Source organism: Candidatus Pristimantibacillus lignocellulolyticus, assembly GCA_023639215.1.
In the GTDB taxonomy this organism is placed as follows: domain Bacteria; phylum Bacillota; class Bacilli; order Paenibacillales; family Paenibacillaceae; genus Pristimantibacillus; species Pristimantibacillus lignocellulolyticus.
Genome location: CP097899.1, coordinates 322,495 through 344,133 on the forward strand (window position 1 = coordinate 322,495; position 21,639 = coordinate 344,133).

15 protein-coding genes are annotated in these 21,639 nt (G+C 38.9%); 1 reads left to right on the forward strand and 14 read right to left on the reverse strand.

The features are described 5' to 3' along the window. Positions 1–61: 61 nt before the first annotated feature. The 3 genes from NAG76_01395 to NAG76_01405 all read right to left on the reverse strand — a co-directional run bounded on the left by NAG76_01395 (position 62) and on the right by NAG76_01405 (position 3,199). On the reverse strand, positions 62–1,162 hold the full coding sequence (locus tag NAG76_01395) for a HAMP domain-containing histidine kinase (protein ID URN94941.1): 1,101 nt from the start codon (positions 1,160–1,162) through the stop codon (positions 62–64). Next, on the reverse strand, positions 1,155–1,841 hold the full coding sequence (locus NAG76_01400; GenBank protein URN94942.1) for a response regulator transcription factor: 687 nt from the start codon (positions 1,839–1,841) through the stop codon (positions 1,155–1,157). The genes NAG76_01395 and NAG76_01400 overlap by 8 nt, the downstream gene beginning before the upstream one ends. 365 nt (positions 1,842–2,206) lie before the next feature. Continuing rightward, a complete protein-coding gene (locus NAG76_01405) occupies positions 2,207–3,199 on the reverse strand; it encodes an LLM class flavin-dependent oxidoreductase (GenBank protein URN94943.1) in 993 nt (330 codons plus the stop codon). 435 nt (positions 3,200–3,634) lie between these two features. Here NAG76_01405 and NAG76_01410 point away from each other — a divergent pair, with 435 nt between their 5' ends. Beyond that, the gene (locus NAG76_01410) at positions 3,635–6,556 is read left to right on the forward strand and encodes a DEAD/DEAH box helicase (protein ID URN94944.1); all 2,922 of its coding nucleotides are present in this window, start codon (positions 3,635–3,637) and stop codon (positions 6,554–6,556) included. Positions 6,557–6,617: 61 nt separating this feature from the next. Here NAG76_01410 and NAG76_01415 read toward each other — a convergent pair whose 3' ends face one another. The 11 genes from NAG76_01415 to NAG76_01465 form a co-directional block, all read right to left on the reverse strand. Continuing rightward, entirely contained in the window at positions 6,618–7,640 is a 1,023-nt protein-coding gene (locus NAG76_01415) for an HD domain-containing protein (protein URN94945.1), read from the reverse strand. A gap of 65 nt (positions 7,641–7,705) precedes the next feature. Continuing rightward, on the reverse strand, positions 7,706–8,413 hold the full coding sequence (locus NAG76_01420) for an HAD family hydrolase (protein ID URN94946.1): 708 nt from the start codon (positions 8,411–8,413) through the stop codon (positions 7,706–7,708). Between the two features lie 183 nt (positions 8,414–8,596). Further along, complete coding sequence (locus NAG76_01425) at positions 8,597–9,589, reverse strand: carbohydrate ABC transporter permease (GenBank protein URN94947.1); 993 nt, start codon at positions 9,587–9,589, stop codon at positions 8,597–8,599. A gap of 35 nt (positions 9,590–9,624) precedes the next feature. After that, the gene (locus tag NAG76_01430; protein URN94948.1) at positions 9,625–10,524 is read right to left on the reverse strand and encodes a sugar ABC transporter permease; all 900 of its coding nucleotides are present in this window, start codon (positions 10,522–10,524) and stop codon (positions 9,625–9,627) included. Next, positions 10,521–13,094 carry a DUF5696 domain-containing protein gene (locus NAG76_01435; GenBank protein ID URN94949.1) on the reverse strand — a complete coding sequence of 858 codons (2,574 nt, stop codon included), beginning with the start codon at positions 13,092–13,094 and terminating at the stop codon, positions 10,521–10,523. Before NAG76_01435 ends, NAG76_01430 begins: the two co-directional genes overlap by 4 nt. A gap of 14 nt (positions 13,095–13,108) precedes the next feature. Continuing rightward, positions 13,109–13,729: a YIP1 family protein gene (locus NAG76_01440; GenBank protein URN94950.1), complete on the reverse strand. Its 621-nt coding sequence runs from the start codon at positions 13,727–13,729 to the stop codon at positions 13,109–13,111. Then, complete coding sequence (locus tag NAG76_01445; protein URN94951.1) at positions 13,726–15,210, reverse strand: gluconolactonase; 1,485 nt, start codon at positions 15,208–15,210, stop codon at positions 13,726–13,728. The genes NAG76_01440 and NAG76_01445 overlap by 4 nt, the downstream gene beginning before the upstream one ends. A 10-nt stretch (positions 15,211–15,220) precedes the next feature. After that, positions 15,221–16,093, reverse strand: coding sequence for a carbohydrate ABC transporter permease (locus tag NAG76_01450; protein ID URN94952.1), 873 nt, complete (start codon positions 16,091–16,093; stop codon positions 15,221–15,223). After that, the gene (locus tag NAG76_01455) at positions 16,090–16,995 is read right to left on the reverse strand and encodes a sugar ABC transporter permease (protein ID URN94953.1); all 906 of its coding nucleotides are present in this window, start codon (positions 16,993–16,995) and stop codon (positions 16,090–16,092) included. The genes NAG76_01450 and NAG76_01455 overlap by 4 nt, the downstream gene beginning before the upstream one ends. Positions 16,996–17,010: 15 nt before the next feature. After that, positions 17,011–19,938, reverse strand: a complete 2,928-nt coding sequence (locus NAG76_01460) for an extracellular solute-binding protein (protein URN94954.1) — start codon at positions 19,936–19,938, stop codon at positions 17,011–17,013. Between the two features lie 96 nt (positions 19,939–20,034). Further along, positions 20,035–21,390, reverse strand: a complete 1,356-nt coding sequence (locus NAG76_01465) for an extracellular solute-binding protein (protein ID URN94955.1) — start codon at positions 21,388–21,390, stop codon at positions 20,035–20,037. Between the last annotated feature and the right edge of the window lie 249 nt (positions 21,391–21,639).

Below are 21,639 nucleotides of genomic sequence, written 5' to 3' on the forward strand. Positions count from 1 at the left end.
ACGTACATATATCATAATGAAAAGATTTTAATAAAAAAGATCGGAAATTCTTAAGTATTTCTTAAGTTTCCGATCCTATTGGCAGTTTTACTGTAAATTGTGTAGCAGTTATATCACTTTGCACGACAATTGTACCGCCATGCTGTTCAATAATATTTTTTGCAATGTAAAGGCCCAACCCAGTACTTCCTGCTTTCTCAGTACGAGCACGATCACCACTATAAAACATATCGAACAGAAACGGTAGCTCTTCCTGTGGAATAAAATCACCATAGTTTCGAACTATAATTTGGATATGATCATCTAAAATATTTCCAACGATATCAACATATTGTCCATCATTTCCATAGCGTGCTGCATTAGCAAGCAAATTCTCAAATACACGAGCAAGTAGTTCTCCATCACCATGAATTAGAACGGTTGTCGGAAGATCTAATCTAGCTTCCAACTGCTGTGATTCGAAAATAGGATATAATTCTTCTGTCAATTGAACGAGCAATTGGATTAGATCAATCGGTTTCTTCTTCAAAGAAAGATTACCATAGTTCATTCTAGTAATCTCAAATAATTGTTCAATTAACGTTTCTAAACGCTTAGATTTTGTGTAAGCAATCGTTGTATAATGTGTAGACGTTTCTTGGGACAACTCTTCATGCTGTAAAATATATTCTAAGTACCCAATAACCGAGGTAAGCGGCGTACGTAAATCATGTGCTAAATTCAGTACCAGCTGATCTTTACTACTCTCAGCAAAGTCGCCTCTAGTTACAGCTTCTTGTAGCTTCATTCCTGCACGATTGATATCTTCAGCAATGCTCTGAAATTCGTCTCTTGTTTCAATGACGACCTGCTCTGAAAATTCCCCATTAGCTAGATGATGAATCCCTTTAGAAATCGATTTGAAATAACCCGAGTATGGTATCGTTAATAAATAGAATATGAGAATCGCAAGTGGAATAAATAGGATTAGAAAAAAATTAACATCACCAACTTTTAATATCCACTTTCTCCACAATGCTATTTGGTCCTCATAATATACATAGTTATGATAATAGTATTGTAACCCTCGATATACGCCATAAGTAACAAGGGCTGAAGTAGCTATACTGAGCATAAATAATACGAGCATTTTAGTTCGAAAACTTTTTATCGCTCTACCCATTAAACGTATACCCCACTCCCCAAATTGTTTTAATCCACTGATCTTTATCTTTACCAAGCTTTTTGCGAAGTGTACGAATATGCACCATGACAGTGTTAGCAGAATCCTGATATGATTCTCCCCATACTTGTACAAAGATATTTTCAGTACTAAATACCTTTTTCGGTGTTTGTGCTAGTAAATACAATATTTCAAACTCTTTCGGAGTGAGCTCTATCACTTGATCATACAAAGTAACGATATGAGAAGATGGATCGATCTGCAACCCACCTTGAATAATAAGTTGTGATTCCTTTACCGATAAGCTCTGATTAAGTAGTGTATATCTCCTAAGTTGTGCTTTCACTCTAGCTACTAATTCCATTGGATTAAATGGTTTGGTCATATAATCATCAGCCCCCATAATGAGCCCTGTAATTTTATCCATATCGGAAGTTTTGGCGCTTAGAAAAATAATAGGCATACTATATTTCTCTCTAATTTTCCGTGTCGCTTCAAGTCCATCCAATCGCGGCATCATAATATCTAGAATAATAAGATCAATTTGTTGTGACATCACAATATCCAAAGCTGCTTGTCCATCATATGCAAAAATCGTCTTATATCCCTCATGTTGAAGATGAATCGCTACTAATTGAGCAATGTCTTGATCATCTTCGGCAATAAGTATCATCGGCATTTTTTCACCTCTTCAAAAGCTTTCTACTAACGATAGATAACTACGTACACGCGAACCTACAATGTTTATGCAAGAAACATACATCGGAAGATTACGCTATACTTTCCAAGTTCGCTTCATATTCGATGTCGAATATACTACGAAGTCAATCATCGTTATCAAAGCCCATTTTTTGAACTACCCCATTACAATGAAAGTTCAAAAAATGGACTTTCAGAATCGAGAAGATGAAGCGTTACTTGAGAAAGGCGGAAGCGCAAGTGTACGTTATTGGTACACGCGAACCGTACTTTCCAAGTTCGCTTCATATTCGATGTCGAATATACTACGAAGTCAATCATCGTTATCAAAGCCCATTTTTTGAACTACCCCATTAATGAGGCTACGATTTCAAATGAACGGAGTCTAGCCGCATGGTCATAAATATATGCAGTTACCATCACTTCGTCTACTTCTGTAGCAGCAATTAATTGTTCTAGCTTTTTTTGTACGGTTTCTTTACTTCCGATAATGGATGAACCAACTTGCTGTTCTACCATAAATTTCTCTTGCTGCGTCCAGATTTGAGCCATATCACTAACTGGAGGGGCAAGCGGCGCAGACCTACTACGAACAAAACTAAGGAACAACTGATACATCGAAGTTGCTAAGTACTGTGCTTCTTCATCCGTCTCTGCTGCAATAACATTTACCGCAACCATACTATGTGGCTTTAGATAAGTGGTGGATGGTTGAAATTGTGTTTTGTAAAGGTTCAACGCTGGTACGATATATGTTGGTGAGAAATGTCCGGCAAAAGCAAACGGAAGTCCTTGCTCTGCTGCCAGCGCTGCACTAAAATCACTGGAGCCTAACAACCAAATCGGAACATTACTTCCTTCTCCAGGAATTGCTCGAATCGATGGACGAGAAGTACCGTATGTTGGGTCTATATATTTTCTCAATTCATCAAGTTGATCAGGGAAATTTTGTCCATGTGTCCCCCGCTCACCACGCAATGCCTTCGCAGTTAATGGATCAGTACCAGGTGCTCTCCCAAGTCCAAGATCAATACGTCCTGGAAATAATGCTTCTAGTGTACCGAATTGTTCTGCAATGGCTAATGGCGCATGATTAGGCAACATCACACCACCTGACCCTACACGTATGGATTGTGTTTGTGAAGCAACATGTCCAATAACAACGGCTGTAGCTGAACTAGCAATGCTCGGTGAGTTATGATGTTCCGCAAGCCAATAACGTGTATAGCCCCATTGCTCCGCATGTTGTGCCAAATCAACCGTACGCTTTAAAGCATCACCTACAGTACCACCTTGTATAATTGGTGAAACATCTAAAATTGATAATTTATTAATCATAAGAGTAACTCCTTTTTTTGTCTGATCATTATAGTATCGTATTTATTTTGTAATCATTTCCCCCTATGCAATAACAGAGAGAACTTATCACCATTGTAATGGCGGATAGAACTTATCCCATTGAATAAGCGAAGAGAATCATTTGCTACTTGAATAGCGGAGAGAACTAATTACTAGTGGAAAAGCGATAGCGGTCGTTTTTGTCCTCGGATTTATACCACTAAACAATTACAATAAATCCGAGGCCAACGGCGATCAGAGATTAGTTCTTGGAGCGGTCTCTGATTGGAACAGTTATTAGTTCTCGTAGCGAACTGCGATAAGTTCTCGTAGCGCCCTATCCTCTAATAGTATCAAGTTATTTCACGTTAAGCAAAACTTCTTAATAATGGTATACTACCTATATAAATAATCGATTCGTGAGGGAAATTGTTCATGCGTAATGAAAACCATTCAAAAGCGGAGCAAATGCTCCAATTGTTTCAATCATCCGATCATACTAGAGCCCCACAGCGACTTACACTGTTTCCAGTTCATCTACGCTGTGTCATTATGGAGCAGCACGATCAATATATGATGTACATCGAAATACTTGCTGGAATTAAGAAGCGATATCAAGTCGCACAACCGAAAGCATTTCTCGAAGCTATTGTTAACCGGGAATATTTTCCTATTTCCAAAACTAGCTATTATGATCCTGATCAACATTATGTATCACAATCTATGAAACAAATAACGATTGCTCTACTACAAATATTGGAGTTAGATCGAACTTCGACTCGCACAAAGAACATTCCATTACCTGCAGCTTGGTATCATCGAATTGCACCAATTCTGCTATCATATGAACACGTCAGTGTTGAATACTATTTACTTTCAGGTCCACTGGATGAACAACTCCAAAGATATAATGCGATCGAGGTAGCAGAAGGTAAACTTCCACTTCCTTTAACCATTTCCGAAGAGAATGAACAATACTGGTTACGTTGTAATACTATTCATCACTTAGTAGTGATGCCATCTTATGAACTCGCTATAATGTATGGTCAATGGTTTAAATTAAGTTTTGAACACGCTAAGCAACTTCAAGGCATTCAACAACTACTTATGGAAGATGACAATTATGAAATACTTATTGACCCCCATATGCTATCTTCTCTATTAGATGTTGCCCTGCCGAAGCTTCATCGTATTGCGCATGTCGTTATTTCAGATGACATTTCATCCAAAGTGATGCAACAGCCACTTTCAGCTCAACTATTTCTTGATCGAGTTCGTGATCGTCTGCTCATTGGACTAGAGTTTCACTATGGTGGTCTCATTATTAATCCACTATTACCTGAAGCTGATCAAGTACAATCAGATTATATAATGCTTAGAGAACGCGAGAAGGAAAAATATATTCTCGATATCATTGATCAAATACCTAGCTTACAAACAGAGGGCGGCTGGATAATTGAAGGTGATGAAGATGAATATAGCTTCTTTCACGATGCTTTACCCAAACTCAAATCTTGCACGACTGTGCTAGCCACGAGCGCTGTTCGCATAAGATATGTTTCTGAAGATGTATATCCTGAGCTAACACTTAGCTGGGATGAAAAAAGCAATTGGTTACAGTATTCTTTCTCAATGACAGGCATTAGTAACGAAGAACTTCGACATGTCATTCAATCGTTGCAGATGAAACGTCGCTTCTATCGACTTTCACAAGGTACTTTATTATCGCTTGAACATGAGAAATACGAACAACTAATCAAAGTGATGAATGAGCTTGGGCTAGAACACCCTACTCTCTTTGATGATCAAATTCCGATTAGAAGGAGTATTGGCTATATTCAAAGTTTACCAATGGATAGTCCAATTAAATTATCTCGATCATTAAAGAAATTCATCGATCATATCCAACATCCAGAGCTATATGAGGTACCTTTACCAGAAGAACTAACCGCTACTTTACGTGATTATCAAGTCGATGGTTATCAATGGATGAGGATGCTTGCGGATTATAATCTAGGTGGATTACTAGCAGATGAAATGGGGCTAGGTAAGACGATTCAAGTTATTGCATTTATTACTTCAGTATTGGATGATATCCGTCAAGGGCAGCACAAAGTACTAATTGTAACTCCTGCTTCATTGCTCTATAACTGGCAAGCAGAATTTCAACGTTTTGCTCCAACCGTTCGAACTTGTGTCATTGAAGCGTCGGATATTAAAGCTGGCATTATCGCATCTCAAGACCAACAACAAGCCGACGTTTGGATTGTATCGTATCAAGCATTACGACAACATATTACTATATTTATGGGCATGAGATATCATACGCTTATTTGTGATGAAGCCCAAGCCTTCAAAAATGATTATACACAAACGGCCAAAGCTGTTAAAGCAATTGATGCAACCTATCGATTTGCTTTAACAGGAACACCTATTGAAAATCGCTTAGACGAATTATGGTCCATTATGAATCTAGTTAACCCGAACACATTTACAGAGAAACATCATTTTATGGAGTGGCCAAGAGAGGTTTTACTTGCTCGAATCTCACCTTTTCTATTACGAAGAAAGAAAAGTGATGTTATTGAAGAACTTCCAGATAAGATAGAAACGACACTAGTTGCTCCATTGCTACCAGAGCAGAAAAAGATATATCTCGCTTTTCTTGCTAAGTTACAAGAGGATACACTGAAACATCTTGATCCTAAGCAACGTGGCAAAACAAGAATCAAGTTACTTGCTGGAATTACAAGATTGCGTCAAATCTGTTGCCACCCATCACTCTTTATGGATAATTATGATGGTGGATCAGCCAAATTAAATCAATTACTAGAGCTTGTAGAGGATAGCTTTAGAGAAGGAAAACGATTACTCATCTTCTCTCAGTTCACTTCTATGCTGCGCATCATTTCTCAGCAACTCGCTTTACGTGGCTATCAGTATTTCTATATTGACGGTCAGACACCTCCACTTGAACGAGTGCAAAACTGTGATCGTTTCAACAATGGTCAACGAGATATGTTCCTCTTATCGTTGAAAGCTGGAGGAACTGGACTTAACTTAACCGGAGCAGATACTGTAGTCTTGTATGATCTCTGGTGGAATCCAGCTGTCGAACAACAAGCAGCGGATCGTGTCCATCGGATTGGACAACGTAATGTCGTCAATATTATTAAATTAGTTGCCGAAGGTACATTGGAAGATAAAATGCTGCAATTGCAACAAAGGAAGCAACAGCTTATTGATGATATATTAGAAGCTGATGAGGATAAGGAAACGGTATGGGATCCTGAGCAGGTCTTAGAGTTGCTCTCACCTTCGCATGACTTTATATCGGCAGAAGCAGAAGAGGAATAATAATTACGATCTACAAAAAATCGCTCAAGGACATTGACCTTGAGCGATTTTCATTATACTGCTATTCATCCGCATCTAGCGAGCCATCTTCATAAAGTGATATAAACGATGCTACAATTTCGGGATCAAAATGTTTCCCACTTTGCTCAATGATTAATTCGATAGCAGCTTTTTGCGTCCACTTTTCTTTGTATGGTCGTTTTGTTGTTAATGCGTCATACACATCAACAACACTTACAATTCTCGCTTCAAACGGAATATCTTCACCTTTCAACTTGAAAGGATAACCTTCACCATTCCACTTCTCGTGATGATGCAGTATGACGTTTTTAGCTACTGAAAATTCATTTTCAAATAATTCATCATCTAGTTCACCATAAATCTTTGTCAAAATATCAACGCCGATTTGCGTATGCATTTCGATAATGGTTCGTTCATACGGAGCAAGTGAACCAGGCTTATAAAGAATACCTTCAGGTATTGCCGATTTGCCGATATCATGCATAATACTTGCGTTAACCATTTGCGAAGTGTAGTGATGGCTCATCTGAAGATTCATTCTTTCATTATGTCGTACAACGAGTAGTTCAGTTAAATCTTGAACACGTATAAGATGATTCTCAATCCCTGGATCACGAATCTCACAAGATATCGCTAACACTTTCAATAGAGAACCTTGTAATTGACGAACTCTATTCTCATCTAGATAATACCCACGTTCGAGATCCTCTAATACACGAAAAACACCGACAAAATAAACTTCATCGTCAATTAAATACGGAGTAATTGTAATAGATGAATGCCATAGCTCTCCGCATATTTTCCTGTTTGTGAAAACCCCAGACCATGGTTGGTGCATGTTCAGAGATGATTTCATCTGTAAGTAAGTATCAGCAGGAGTAAGTTTAGTTTTCAATATGCCAGCTTTTTTCCCAATAATATCTTGTTCCTTATAACCTGTTATCTGCTCATAAGCGTCATTGACAAGACAAATTCTATGGTTAACATCTGTAACGATAACTGCATCCGCTAGAGTTAGTAGCTGATTGAAATGGCTCATTAAACTCTCTTGAGTATTGTTCATTAATATCACTCTCGCTGTTGTAATTTATATGTATTTTGGAGATCTGACTATTACATAATATGAACTCAAAGGATAGAGTATCTTAACTTTTCAAAGCTATCTACTTCACCATGTAAAGTAATATTACTTTCACGCTCTACTTTTCGATGGTTGAACCATATCATATTCCACCCTGCACTTGTTGCACCAATGACATCATTGCGCCAAGAATCCCCTACATACGTGCATTGCTCTGGTAATGTTCCTGTCTGTTCATTAATATAATGGAAAATTTTTGTATCTGGCTTGTCCCATCCATAGCTTCCTGACACAAAAATTCGCTCTATTGGAATTAGTTGATCAATTTTTAATGCTTTGATCTTACGCCATTGATGTGCTTCTGCCCCATTCGTTAACACTCCTACAATAAATCCGGACTGTTGTAACTCTATAATTAACTCACATGCATCTGGGAATAGCTCAATATCAAATTGACATTCGAAATAAGTTTGCTGAATTCGCTGTGCTTGAATCGCATCAATCGCAATATCAAAATCATTTAACGCAAATTGAAATCTATCCCTTTTCATCGCTTCTGTAGCTGATCCTTGCTCCATCTGCCCCGCTCCACCAAGCTCTGCTGAAATTTTGTCGCTGTAATATCTCATACGATGATAGGCTTCTTCATATGGAAATGACTCGATATGGCTAACATAAGGCTTTACTGCTTTTTGGAAAGGAATTAGATGATCATAAAGTGTGTCGTCTACATCAAAAAATATCGCTTTTGTCATAAAAATCTCCTAGTATCTATTTCTTACTTTATTGTAGCAGATAATTAGAAGATTAACGACTGCAATACAAGTATAGTTAAAGTGTGCTATTAAGAAGTTCTTAAATGAATAACAGCCCGTAACCGCCCACAAATCATGGGATTACGGACTGTTAATTTCTAAATAATTTCATGTGAAGCTTGATTAACCTACAATACCGCTTCTTTCAATACTTTCAACAAAGTAACGTTGAACGACTAGATATAAGGCTAGTAAAGGTAAGATAGCTAGTAATATCCCTGTATCCACAACCATAGCTACATGATTCGGATCAGCCTTGAATCCAGAACTATGCGAGTAGCCCATAAGCACTGGAATGAATTGATCAGCCTGTGACGGTAATGTCGCTACTTTCAGAGACATTAATTCCATTCCGCTCATAAATAAAGTCGTATAGAATGTATCATTATACTGCCAGACGAAGCAGAACAACACAACTGTGATCATTGGTGGAATAGCATTAGGTAGCATAATCCGGAAGAAGGTTTGAATGCCACCTGCTCCATCGATGAAGGCCGCTTCCTCGATTTCCTTAGGTAAACCCTTGAAAAACTGTCGGAAAATATAGATGAATAAACCAGCCTTCAAACCTATCGCTGTTGCCGAGGTAATAATTGATGGCCAATAGGTGTTAATCAGATTCACCCCTGATTTCCCATTAAATAAACCGATAATTCCAAGAAAATCAAAATTTTTAAAGTGCAAGTAATACGGAAGCATTAAGGTTGTCGTTGGCACCAGTATCGTAATAATAACTACACCAAACAAGATCCTATTACCTGGAAAATTAAATCTAGCAAATCCATATCCGGCTAATGCACAGCTTGCGGCCGTAAATAGTGTCGTTACGACAACAAATACTAGTGTTTTCCCAAGCATCGGGAAGTAATCCAAAATACTCATCGCCATCGTGAGATTTTCCCAGGTGAAGTTTACCGGGATCATGTAAATTGTTGGATTATAAATATCCGCTTTATCTTTAAAAGCTACTGCTATTTTTTGGATAATGGGATAAATGATGATGAAGGATATCCCTATAATGAGTAAGCTTCGAAAGATGACATACAATAGATCAAATAGTTTCTGTTGTTCGCGTTTTTTACGATAATAACGTGCCTCTGCGATTTCTTTGCCCATTACGATCACGCTCCTTTCATTGCGTCATTGAAATATCAGTTGTAGTGAATTCGCTTGGCTAGGACTACACCGATTATAGCTAGGAATCCGGCTACAACTATAGTGTATATCCAAGACATCGCTGCGCTCAGGCCGAAGTTTTGTGACGTAAACGCTGTGGAGTATATAAGTGTCGTAATCGGACTTCCACTGAATGAATCGATTACTGTATAGATAATATTTGTCAAAATTAACGGGCTAATCATGGGAAAAGTGATCTTCCAGAACGATTCATATGCTGTGGCACCTTCCATTTTCGCAACCTCGTACATCGTATTTGGTACCGACTGTAGTGCAGCTAGGAAGATTAAGATTTGCACGCCAGAGCTTGTAATAATCGAATAGATCGATAGAATAGCCGTGACAATATAATCTGCAAAAGTTAACGGAATACCGATATCGAGCAAAGTATACACGATAGAGGTTACGTTATACGAAGAAGTCGCACCTTGCATTTCTTCTAGATAGCTCGCACTACCGATTAGATTAATTAATCCACTTTTTTCCGCTGCTTCAATTGCATTGGAGGCCAATATAACAGGCAAGAAAAAGATTGCACGAGTTAAGGTACGACCACGAAACTTTTGATTCAGTAACGTTGCTGAGAACAAACTGAAAAATAGAATCATCGGTACCGATAATATCATTTCCCAGACTGAACTCGTAAGAATACGATTGAAATTCGCGTCTACAAACACTGCATTTCGAAAGTTTTCCCAACCAACTGATAGTAAGGAATAACCTTCTGGTTGAATTTCTAACTTCGTAAAACTGAATTTTACCGATTGAATGAGTGGCGTTAGATATAAGAATAGAAATCCAATCAGCCATGGTCCTATGAAGAAAAAGCCTAGCATGGAGCGCTTACGATATAGAGATATTCCTTTTAGCTTCATGAGCGCCCACCACCTACACTGTAATTTCTCGATGCAACCTGTACACCATTCACTGCAACCTCTTGATCCGAATAATTGACAAAGATGCGTATCCCATTATCATAATGAACTTCAACTACACCTGGCTCATGAACAATGCGTTCAATAATCGTAGCATTGCTAACTTCTGCTAATACTTGATTAACTTCCTTATACATCGCTACGGCCTCTTCTAACCAAATTTCATATTGTGTAGAGAAATACTGATCATAATTTGTAAATTTCAATTCAGAGGAATCGTCATAACTCCATACGAAATGCGGATATGCCCCTTGCTCGATCGCAACTAATAGCTGTTCCTGTACATCTTGTTCATCAGCCAAGTTAATGGCTTTACTAGCATATGGAATATATCCATGAAGAACCATTTGATAGAAGGGAACCGTCTCATCCGCAATGTTGAATTGACTAGATGAAGCTGGTGCATCCACAATATGATCTGCGTATGCCCAAGCATAAGCATGACCACCAGTAATTAACGTTTCCTTCTCATCAGCTATTTTCTGTAAAGAACTCTGAGTAATTTGCTTTGCCGTTTCACGATGTACAACACGAGATACGCGATAATCGCCGCCAACTACATCTCCAAGATCTCGTAATGATATACCTGTAAGCTGATAGCGTTTATAGCTATCAAGAAACTCATCTACGAAATAAGGAAGCTTTGAAGCTGACAACAAATAATAGCTTCCTAGATCCGGACTCATCCGATTAAGCGCGAGATTGATCGGATGCAGCTTTACAACCTCTCTCGTTACAAAACGAGCTGCATCAGAAGATGGTGTAAAGTTAATGTCGTTATCGTAAATGTACTGGAAGGCAACGTCTGGGAACAGGTTTCCACCACTTGTTTGCAACTGAGTAGCTAGCTGCTCCATTTCTTTTTTATTCCCTAACTTAGAATCCAACCTGATGCTTGTCGGTGTGCTATGTCGCATCCCTTTATTAAACCAACCCATATAGCGCATATTCACTCTTTGAACACCCTGTTGATTCAAATGCTCAGCAATTTGACCAGCTTCTTCAAAGGTTGTTAAGGACTGAATATCAGAATATGGAACACCAAGCACAGTTTCACGCTTGTCATAGGATCCCAATATGTCCAGATAGAATGGTACGTTTGACTGTTTCTCAAGTTGTTGTAATGTCCCTGCCTCAACCAAATGTTCTCGATAGCGTCCTGCCATACCACTATAATTCGCAGCATCTCCACTTAAGAAGCTATAGCGAACCTCAAGCTCACCGTTATAGCGTTCTTCATTCAAAATTTGAATTTCTTGGTAGTTGCTGCCCGTGTACATTTCAAGCCAATCTTCACCGCGTAAACTGAAAGAGGCATAAGCATTATTATAAGCATTTTTCATCCCACTGATTGAACTGGTAATACTGCCAATCCCTTCACCAGCAGTCATCTCCGCTAACCATGCCTTGTTATTTACTTTCATACCGAATATGGGCATTCTTGCACTTTCACTTACCATACCGCGTAACCAACGCGTATTATTCGGATCATTACCATATACACGTTGTACATATTGTTCTTCTTTCACTTTACCGTTGTTCAAATATATCAAACTACCTGAACCATCTGGGGTTAAAATATACCCCTCATCTTCTTTACCAGCAGCACCGAAGAATGGTAGCACATCAATACTTCGAATAAGATAGCCTGTTGCTTCTTGCACAGAAGCGACAGGAATCGTAGCTACGAGTTGATCCCCTGCAAGTGTATACTCAATGGCTACGGTGAAGGTTGGTTTTTTCGTCCCATTCCCTTCTACTGCCCCATGTTCTGCTTCATCAATAGCCAAATCTTCCTCGGTATACCCTGCTTCTGTAAAGGCTTTGACCATTTTATTCAGAACTAGTTGCTTCCCTACCTGAGCATCCAAACGCTCCATTACTTTAGGATTGTCCTTCATCTCCATATAACGGGACTTTACGTAATTCGCTGTAACTTCTGGTAAATTAGCAACGATTTTTGTTTCGAATCTTTCTTTGCTTATATATTTAGGAAGTGCATCAATTCCTTTAGAAATATCTCCCAATGTATAAGTCACACGAAGCCCATCTGTTATCGCCTCTGCCGTAAATTGTCCAATTTCAATACTCTGTTCAAAATTAGTAAACGTGAACAAGTTACCGACCAGATCACGAAATTGCACGATAAGCTGTGAAGCTAGCAATGTCTTTTCATAAGCAGAAGCTATACTATCCTCTTCAATATTTTGTGGATTGCTATACCAGGTCTCCCCAGAAGCAAGATTCACAACTGCGATTTCAGTAGATTCCGTATTGTAGAATAATGCTAATTCACCATTATCCGCAATAAGCTTCATGCCTTCAACCTGTGCAGAGCTTTGAGCTGTTATTGTGCCTAATTCTTGCCCTGATTGTCGTGACTCGTCCTGAGAAAAAGCCGTCAGATCTATCACAGGAGCTCCTTTATTTAGGAAGAATAATGTGCCGATGATCAATCCTGTGACGAAGAGAGCACCTAGCACCATAGGTAATACTTTTTTATTTTTCATGGTCGTCTCCTCTTTTATGTACGGAACAGGATTTCTCGATAAATGTTATAGATAAACTCATAAATTTGTTGAATCATACTTAGCACAAGAGCACCTAGAAAGACGATTATCCCCATGACTACAATTGTTAATCCAATTGTGACAATCGTCTTTAGCACGGTATATTGATGCACGGTCATAATTCCAATAAAGAGTAGCCATACAAACCACAATGACGCAATCGAAATAAGTAAATAGTAGAAAGCAATCTCCTCTTCTGCCATAAACCGACTTATAAAGGTCATTGGTAAGTATATAAGGACAATTGGGGTTAGCGAGTACCCTGTCGCCTTTACAATCTCGATAAATTTCCCTTCACCACCCATTAACGTTGTAATGGACCAGTTGGCGATACACCATAATAAAAATGGAAAAACGACTGTAACAATGTCCGTCACACTATTAAGATATCTCGGATCAGAATAATTCACGAGGAATCCTGCATATTTTTTCTGTAAAATAATTGCCATAATGGTTAGAATGACTAGAAGATAGACAACGATCAGCTTACCTTTATTGTCATACTTCAAATCCCAGAAGCTATCGAAAGGCTTGAAGATAACTTGTAGTGGGAAGTTTATGAAATCCTGTTTCATAACGCTTGATCCCTCCCTACGGTATGACTGTTTCTGAACTTCATGTTTTTCCTGCGTAACTTGCGCCACATGAGTAAGCCTATCGTTGCAATTGCACCGATTACAATAATTGTCATTACCGCACTGAAATGTTCTTTCATCTCTTCACGACGGAAACGCTTAAAGGCTACGGAATATTGTTCACGCTCCATTCCTTGTTTGAAATAGAAGATTGCTTCTTCATTTTGTTTTGCCATAACTAGTGAGCGCCCAATCCCGATATAAGCAACATCGTAATTACTATTTAGGGTAAGTACTTCTTCCCAAATAGGCACCGCCTCTTTGCTAAAGCCGTTATAATGTAATCGTGAAGCTTCATTTACCAGTTTGCCAAATTTCGTAGGTTTGAATATCGAAATATTCGCTTTGGCACGATCCAGCACATAGTGACGTGCCCCATCGAATTCTAGTGCTACCGGTGTTTTGAATGTCCCTTCCTGATTCCCAATTGCACCGAAGATGTAGAGTAAATTCCCTTCCGCATCATAAGTGAATATTTTCCCTTGGTTGCTATCTAATCCACTATATAAGCCATCATTCAAATATTTGATATCCACGAATCGCGATGGACCTATGGAGCCACGGAAGAATATATCCCCCTTCACGTCAAAGTATCCATATCTCTTTAGTACATCTACTCCTGATGGATTCAGACGTTTAATTGGCGTTTGTGTGCTTATATCAATATTAGTGGCATACAAAAATCCCTTTTGATCCAAATCCAAGTTTGAAAATTCTGTTGGAATAAAAAGCACTGACTTACTAAGTTGCTCCTTCGTTGAAAACATCCGCCACATAATCTCGTAGTAATCACGCTTTACTTCATTCGTCCCGATATATCCTAAAAATGATCCATCGGTGTCAAACTGCATAATTCCCTCGAACACACCACTCGCTACGACATAGATACGTTTTGCTTCGTCTACAGCGATTTTTAGTGGCACGAATTTGAATCCTGCTGCAATAATATCTGATTGCGGATTGTCAATGACTAGCGTTACTTTATATTGCTCATCAAACGCAATGACTTGACCAAGAACAGAATCGGCTACATAAAGTAAATTATCATGATCTACGAACAAACCCGTAGGATTCTCAAAGTTTGTCATTACTCCTGCTGATGACATATAGCCTTCAATGATTTGTTCGACTTTCCAATCTTGACTCACCACAATAATTCGCTTGTTGCCTGTATCCGAGATATACTTGCGCCCATCACTACCGAGTGCAAAATCGTTCGGTTCAAGCAATGATCCTATCCCCAAATCTAACCCTGTAATTACTTTATCGGGTATATAGGCGGCAGGTGAGGCTACTGCTTCTTCCCAGTAATTATAGTTATAAGCTTCATATGGCGTGCTCGCCTTCACAGTATCGATCAGACTACTTGAGAAGAGAAGGGACGCCATTACGATGGCCGATATGGATTTCTTAATGAACATAGTTTCCCTCCTACTCTTTCATACCCGAAGATGCCATCGTCTCTATTATTTTACTTTGTGAGAATACGAATAACGTAATCGGCACACTCATAAGGATTAGTGCCACAGCTGCTGCTGCGCCTGCTCTTGCAATACCACCGTAAATAATCTGATTCGCTGCAAAGTGAAGACTTTTCAGTTGTTCACTGTAAATGAAGCCGTTACCGTCACTGCCCCAAAGAATTTGGAACTGTAATATAATTAGGGTTAGCCACGCGGGCTTTACATTCGGCATGACTATCGTCCAAAAAATCCGATATTCACTTGCCCCATCAATTTTTGCTGCTTCTAGTAGGGCATCTGGCATTTGCTCCATAAATTGCTTCATTAAATAGAGTCCTAATGAATAAGCAAATGCAGGAATGATAACTGCCCAATAGGAATCAATGAGTCCAAGCCAGCTCATTACCATATAGTTCGGAATGGCTGTAACTGCCGGTGTAAACATTAATGATAAAACAACAATTTGGAACAAAATCTTCTTGCCTGGGAAGCGATGTTTTGCTAGTGGATATGCTGCCGCCGAAGCAAAAATAACATGACCTACAACACCCATTAATGTAATAAATACCGTGTTGAAGATGTAACGACTGAACGGAACCCATGATTCTCCCAATAAATTAAGTAAATCACTAAAGTTGTTGAAAGTCGGATTACGTACGAACAACGTCGGTGGGAACAGGAATATTTCATCTAATGGCTTAAATGCATTATTAACCGCATACACCAAAGGCAAAATCATAAATGCTCCAAAGCAAGCCAGTAGTGTAAACAAACTAAAGCTTCCCCAGAACGAGCGATTCACCCTTTTTGTGCGTAATTTGAAAGAGAAGGGCATGCTCATTCACCTACCTTACGTAATAATTTTTGCACGATTAGGTTTGTACATAGCATAATGATAAATAGTACGGTAGCTATTGACGAAGCATAGCCCATCTCAAATCGCGTTGTACCATAATCAATTAGATGGGTAACGATCGTTTCTGCTGCATAGTTCACACTCGGGAACCCAGCTAATGCTATCGATACTTCGGCGACCGCAAGCGAACTCGTTAATTGGATAACCGCACCAAACATTAATTGTGGACGCATCGAAGGCAGTGTAATATACCATAATTCTTGCCAACGATTACGAACTCCATCAACTGCACCTGCTTCGTAAAGTGTACGATCTACCGTTTGTAGACCGGCAATAAATGCTAAGAAGCCTGTTCCCAGTGATAACCATAACTGAACGATAATTATTATAGGTAGAATATATTCTTCCTTCTTCAACCATTGAATAGGCTCGAGCAGTATGCCTACTTTAATGAGAAAACCGTTAGCAATACCGTAGCGATCTCCTGAGAAAATCATTAGCCATATGAAAAACACATTTCCTGAAATCGATGGTGCATAGAATACTAGCGTCATCAACGCTCGCATTTTAGGTGTAAGCTCATTAATAATCCAAGCGAATACAAAGCAAGCGATGTAACTTATTGGACCAGTAATCACTGCAAATAATATTGTATTTTTAATTGCTACTAAGAAAATATCATCCTCTAAAAATAGTCTGGAGTAGTTATTCCACCCAATAAATTTAGGGAATTCTAGCATATTGAAATACGTAAAGCTTAGTATCATCGAGATCATGACAGGTAATATCGTAAATACTGCGAATAAGATCATATAAGGCGCAAGCAGTACATAAGATTGTTTATTGTTTTTCATTTCTTGCACTTTTAAGCTCCACCAGTTGGACATGCTGTTCTCCCCTCCTTATTGTGGCAATCCAAACTCTTCTCGTTTATTATCAATTTCGTCTTGAATATATTCTGTGTAGTCCATCAATGCTTCTCTAGCTTCTACTTGCCCAATCACAGTCTTATAGAATGCATTGAATAGATGACGACCTGTGAAATAACCACCAGGTACTTCTGGAATACCTACCACGTATTGGAATTGCTCTTTTAATTGCTTGTAATCTTCAACCGGCCAAGGTAAACTATCAAGCGCATTAATGTTAGCTGTTGGATAACGAGCAGCCGCTCCCATTAATCCTTCCATTTCACGACCAAATTTCGCTTGCGTATCATCACTAGTCCACCATTTCATAAATTGCCACGCTGCATCTTTGTCCTCTGCTTTTTCTAGCATCATTACGGATGAGCCACCACTTGGTACCTGGCGATTAATTGAACCATCCTCTTGCACTGTACCTGGCATTGGAGCAAATCCCCAAAGTCCGCGAATTTCTGGTGCAAAGACAGTGAGCTGATTATAAAGCGTGTAATCTGCAATTCCGATTGGCATTTGACCTGTGCGGAAACGGTTAGCAAAATCATATTCACGCTCTAATTTATAGTCGGTATAATACTCCGTCCATATCTTGAATGTTTCAATCGCTAGACGTGAATCAAGATCTGTTTCTTTGCCATCGTTTCGATAGAATTGACCTCCATTTTGGAACAGTAACGCTGCAAAGATAGAGTTTGGAGGAATATTTTGCCCTTGAATTGCTGCTTGTTGAACTTGAGGCAACCCAAACTCCATATGATTTTTACTTAATACAGCTAATAAAGTAGAAACCTCATCCCATGTCGTTGGAACCTTTAAACCTAACTCTTCAAGCACATCCTTGCGATAAAACATCATATTAAAGGTCTGTTGTTCAGGAAGAGCATATACGCCGTCCGAATATTGATATGGAACAACTGCACTAGTACGGAATCGAGTCGCTACCTCATCAAAATCTGTAAATTGAGTCAAATCAACTGAAGCATTACGCATGGCGAAGTTTACGGGAATATCATTTTCAATTTGCATTGCTACATCAGGACCTTGACCTGCCAATGTTGCAGGTAGGAGAGTATGCATCTGTACAAGTTTCAAGTTAACGTTAATCCCCGTCTCTTCTGTAAAGGTTTCATCGATCATTGCTTTCATCGTATTGGCTTGGTCACGACCGCTACCAATCCAAACCGTAATGGTCCGTTGATCTTTATCCTCTGAGACGTTACCGATACTGTTGTAATCAATAAAGAAGGAGTTCGTAAATGTCTTCACTTCATGAACCGAATTGGCCCAGAAACCTAAGCCTTTTGCTTTTACATCCTTATCAGGTGATGATAAGATAATCGCGTCAATCTCGAGTGGATGTTCTCTAGCTTGTTGAACCCATGTACCTAGACCACCCGTATTGGTTTTATATTCGGTTAACTTACGGTGAATATTTTCAGGTTTTTTAATCATTTCATCAAGTTGAAGCGTCATCGATTTTAAGAGTGCTTCTTGGTCACTAGAACCGTCTGCAAGTAGTTTTAATTGTGCTGCGACAGCAGAAAGCCGCTCTCTCTCAAAGGTAAACGTCTCTATTAAATTAGGAATTTTTTTTGTAAGCTGATAGTCTCGATACTCATCAGGTTTTGTCCCTGTAATCATAAGAATATTTCGATACATCGAGTTAAGCTCATATAGAGAGTCTTCTACTTGGGATATTAGTTCGGCAAATGGTCCAAGCGTAACTTCCATACGAATCGTATGTTTACCTTCGGTAAAGTGATATAAGTACGCTTCATTATCCTTTGCAAGTGTTTCTAATCGATAGCCACTCTTATATTTGAACCCAACTGCGTTCATTTCTTGGAACGGTACCACGCCATCAATAGATAATTTTCTAGTAGAATAAATGCCCCTAACCCAGTTTTGCTGGGTAATAAATGATAGATTGTACAAACCATCGGCAGGCACCTCTACTTCCCATTCCACCCATTGACCTGGGATACGCCAATTGAATCCACCAACCGTATTTATCTTAATTAGAGAAGCGCTATATGGTGATACCGCTGCACTAGTACGTTCACTCACTGGATAAAGCGTTGGTGAAGATTTTACAACAGCGGATTCCCCTTCAAAACGAAGCTCCAAGCCTGTTGTCTCAGTAATGCCTTCTTCCTCATACTGTTGTACTAATGTTTCATAGGTCGGTACCGGCTGTTGCTGCTTTAATCGAAGTTCTTTCAGGATCATCGGCTCACGCGTGGCCTCGAAGGAAAGTTTATGAGTACCTTTACTAAAGTAAAATTGGAATGGCTCTGTTATGTAACCATTAGAATCTTGCACGAGCTTTGTCGTCCATTTTGGAACCTCAATCTGTCTTGGGCGCAGTTCATTGCCTTGATTATCTACTTTAATTTCTGATAATTCATTGTCCCATAATCGATCAAATTGTATAAATTGTGCTTCTTCAAATGGCACCACACCATCTATTGCTACAATTCTTTCGATAGCAGAACTTTTACCTGCTACAGGATAATACAATGCTTCTAACTGATACAATCCTTCTTGCTCTACATGAAATTTCCACTCGACTGTTCCTGTCTCGCCAGTGTACAACGATGAACCTTCCATGCCTTCATACTGCTCTAACACTTTAAATCCTGTTCCTGCGACATGATCATATTGTGAAGCATCAATCACGATGGTTGCATCAGACTTCGATGTCGTCTCATAGCGAGACAGGTAGGAGGCGTAGCTATTAGCCCCACCCAAAGAAGTACTCAGAATATCTTTGCCATTCATTAGTTGTTGATCATCTTGCTTTGAGAACGTATTTACAATAAGGATGATTGCCACAAGTAGTAGCACACATGCTCCTAATGTAACGGTCGCTGTAGCCTTATATGGCTTCCGATGCTGATGGCTCACCAAGTTTCCTCCTCATTCCTGCTATTACTATGTACATTTAGTGGTATAAGAAAAGGGAAGGCATAAATGACTCCCCTTTTCTTATAGTTATTCCATTTACTTATTAAGCATTTGCATTGAAGCCTCTGCCTGTGCTTTGTATGTCTCAGCTGCTGCCGCAGGAGAAACTTTATTAACAATAATATCGTTAACAAATGGCCATAAAGGGAAGTCAGGGAATGCTTTATCAAGTATAATCAATCCAGTACCAGAAATATGTTCACGAAGCATTTCGACATCATCTTCAAAACCATAGATACTTTCTAAATATTCTTGACCTGAAAATTCTTCGAGCATTGGGATATCTAATGTTTCTTCATAGATTTTGTATACTAGAGCCGCATCCTTTACACCTTTACCGATAAATTTCGCATTTCTTAGATAATCAGCATATGTGTAGTTTGGTAATTGATTAGGACCTTTAGGAATTGGTACAATACCAAAATCGAAACTTAGATCTTTCAGATTCCATTCAGCTGTCGTGAACATAGCTACATCACCATCTTTGAATGTATTATATTCATTCCATTCCATTGGATCACCAGTGCCAATTTTCACAACTTTGTCAACGTTATACAATTTATTCAAGAACTCGCCTGTTTCGATAGAACCGGCACTAGAAAGTTCTTCGACTAAATTCTCCTCGTCAGCAATACGTACTCCGTTAGAAGCTGCGAACTGTCTGTACGCGTCAAGCCCCCAAGTTGAGAAGCCATACACATCAGTTTTACCGTCATTATCCGTATCTCTTGTAGCTAGTTTGGCAATTTCCAAAAATTTATCCCATGTCCATTCGCCATTTGCATACAATTCCTTTGGATCTGGAAGACCAAGTTGTTTGAATAAATCACGGTTATAGTGAACGCCTGCACCTAAAGAGTTTGGACTTTCAAACGCATAGTATTCACCCGCGATCGGTGGATATTTTTCAACCAAATTACCCTCATTGTTAATATTGTTAGTAGAATCCGTAAATTCACTAATAGGAAGAATTAGACCTTGCTTAATAAGTGGTAATGCTGCATCGTACTCCAGTTGCACAATGTCGGCAAATGGCTCTCCACTAAGAGTACTATTTGTAAAGTTAGGAATCATTTCATCATACGGTACATTTACAAATTCAATCTTCACATTGTATTTTTTCTCTACCTCTGCAATTTTCTCTAACCTGTTAATTTCTGATTGCGTTTCTCCTTGTGGAGTTAGATCCCACCAAGCTGCAATTTTAATAACACGGCCATTAAGATTAGGAATTTCCTCTAGTTCTTCGGTTGGACTCGCTGTTGTTTCTGCAACATTAGCAGGTGTTGGAGTTGGTGACGTATTAGTTGAACCACCATTTCCTCCGCCACAAGCTGTAAGTACCATGACTAGACATAACAGTAAAAATGAGAACCCTTTCATTTTACGCATTACTATACCCCCATTTTTTGTTTGCACCAGTAAAATAGACAAATGATGTTGTGTGCATGACGTATACTCTCATAACAAGTAACTTTTCGTTATGCTTTGCTAGATCATTAGTGCCTTTTGATATTTCATTATTAACATGATTAATCGTACACTAACGAATAGTAGCCCTACTATAACAACTATTTAAACTCCATAACAATATATGAACATTTACTAAATCAAGGTTTTGAGTCACTATAATACAAAAGG